The following is a 2,118-nucleotide window of genomic DNA, read 5'->3' as shown; positions in this document are numbered from 1 at the left end:
CGTGCCCCGGCGGCGCACGCCCGGCGTCTGCCCGGCGTCGGAAGGCGGGGCGGCCGGTGCGTCGTCCGGCTCCGCGTACCGCTCGTACGCCCCGTAGTACTCGCGGCCGTAGTACGCCGACTCGGCGCCCTTGCGCGGCACGCGGTTGAGCACGACGCCGAGCACGCGGCCGGTGGTGCGCGTGATGTTGGCGATCGCGCGCTGCAGCATGTCGAACGTGGTCTTGCCGGACGACACGACGATCAGCACGCCGTCAGCGCCGGCGGCGAGCACCGCGGCATCGGTCACCGGCAGCACGGGCGGGGAGTCGAGGATCACGATGGCGGACGAGCTGATCTCGGCCAGGAAGTCGCGCATGCGCTTCGAGCCCAGCAGCTCGCTGGGGTTCGGCGGGATGCGGCCCGCCCCCACCACGGCCAGCGGTACGTCGCGCGAGGGGCGGTGCGCCACGTCCTGCAGCTCCGCGCGTCCGGCGAGCACGTCGGTCAGGCCGACGTCGCGGGACATGCCGAAGATGTCGGCGATGACGGGGCGCCGCAGATCGCAGTCGATCAGGATCGCCCACTGCCCGGCGGCCGCGAGGCTCGAGGCGAGGTTGACCGACACGGTCGACTTGCCGTCGCCCGGCACCGAGCTGGTCACGACGATCACCCGCGGCGGGTGATCGACGTCGATGAACTGCAGGTTCGTGCGCAGCTCGCGCATCGACTCGATCGTGTGGTGGGAGACGCCGTGCTGCGACTCGAGCGAGAAGTCGATCACCTGCCGCTCGTCGGACATCGACTTCTCCAGCGGCAGCGTCCCGATGACGGAGACGCCGGTCTCGCGCTCGATGTCGCGGGGGTGGCGGACCCGCCGGTCGACCGTGTGGCGCACGAACGCGTAGACCAGGCCCAGCGCGAGTCCGGCGAGCGCGCCGATGAGGACGGCGATGCGCGTGTTGGGGGAGGAGGGTTCGGTGGGCAGGCGCGCGGAGTCGCCCACCACGAGGGAGATCGCGGCCGGGGTCGACGAGGTGCCGCCCTCGAGCTTGTCGATCTCGATCGCCATGCCGTCGAGCCAGGCCTGCGCCAGCGCCTGCGCCTCCTGCGGCGTCGGTCCCTTCGCGGTGACCTGCAGGGCGGTCGTGTCGAGCGGATTGGTCACGGTCACCCGGTTCACGAGCACGTCGGGGGTCGTGTCCAGCCCGAGCTCGTCGATCGCGTGCTCGGCGACCGCCCGCCACGAGCCGATGTTGAGGTACGACTTCACCCTGCTCTGCGCGAGCTGATTGCCCACCAGGGCGGAGCCGCTCGAGCCGTCTCCGCCGGCCGCCGTGACGATGCCGGTGGTGTCGGCGGAGTACACGCGCGGCTGCAGGGCGGTCCATCCGAACGCGGCGGCGGCGCCGACCAGCGTGGCCACCACGATCACGATCCAGTGCGCGCGCACGATGCGCACGTAGTCTCTCAGTTCCACGGTTTCCGCCCCTCGCGCATCCCTCGGGGAGCACGGGATGCCTGCATGACCATGAGCATACGGTGATCGTCCGTGCGGACGGGTGCGTCTCAGCCGATGGCGTCGCGCACGACCCGCTCGACCTCGGCCAGCGCCGGGGTGAGCTGCGATGCCGAGAGCGCGTAGGTCTCGCGCGAGCGGCGGTAGGGGTCGATCACGTCGTCGTCCTCCGGCAGCGAGGGGGTGAGTCCGCGCTGGTCGTTGAGCGCGCGCAGCACGGCGGCGAACCGGTCGGTAGGGGCGTCGCCTGCGGCATCGGCTGCCGCCCTCGCGTCCGCACTGGTCAGGGTGGACGCGAGCCGGGCGAACTCGCGCACCGTGAACGTGCGCCGCAGGATGCTCGGCAGCATCTTCACGGCGTGCGAGCGGTGCTCCCTGGCCATGGTCAGCACGAGGTCGGTGTCGGCGAGCAGCGGCTCGACCAGGTAGCGCGCCTGGTGGGCGGCGGCGATCGACGGCTCGACGCCCGCCGTCGCCGCGAGCTCGAGCGCCGGCTCCGGCATGCCGTGGCCGACCAGCGCGTGCGTCCCCGCGCTGTGCACGCGCACGCCCAGCGGCTCGAGCGAGCGGCGGAGCATCACCTCGGCCAGCGGCGAGCGGCAGATGTTGCCCGTGCAGACG

Annotated in this window: 2 protein-coding genes; both read right to left on the bottom strand. The window is 72.5% G+C overall.

Annotated features, from left to right (window positions below):
- Positions 1–1,458: tyrosine-protein kinase domain-containing protein (locus DW309_RS04975; protein ID WP_168387179.1), on the bottom strand; the 1,458-nt coding region annotated here is incomplete at its 3' end.
- An 89-nt stretch (positions 1,459–1,547) separates the two neighbouring features.
- A partial coding sequence (locus DW309_RS19355) for an arsenate reductase/protein-tyrosine-phosphatase family protein (protein ID WP_168387178.1) occupies positions 1,548–2,118 on the bottom strand: 571 nt, incomplete at its 5' end.

The organism is Microbacterium sp. K41 (genome assembly GCF_004794395.1).
Lineage (GTDB): Bacteria > Actinomycetota > Actinomycetes > Actinomycetales > Microbacteriaceae > Microbacterium > Microbacterium sufflavum.
The sequence above is the reverse complement of the archived record's forward strand: the minus strand, read 5'-3'. Positions and strand labels throughout refer to the sequence as shown.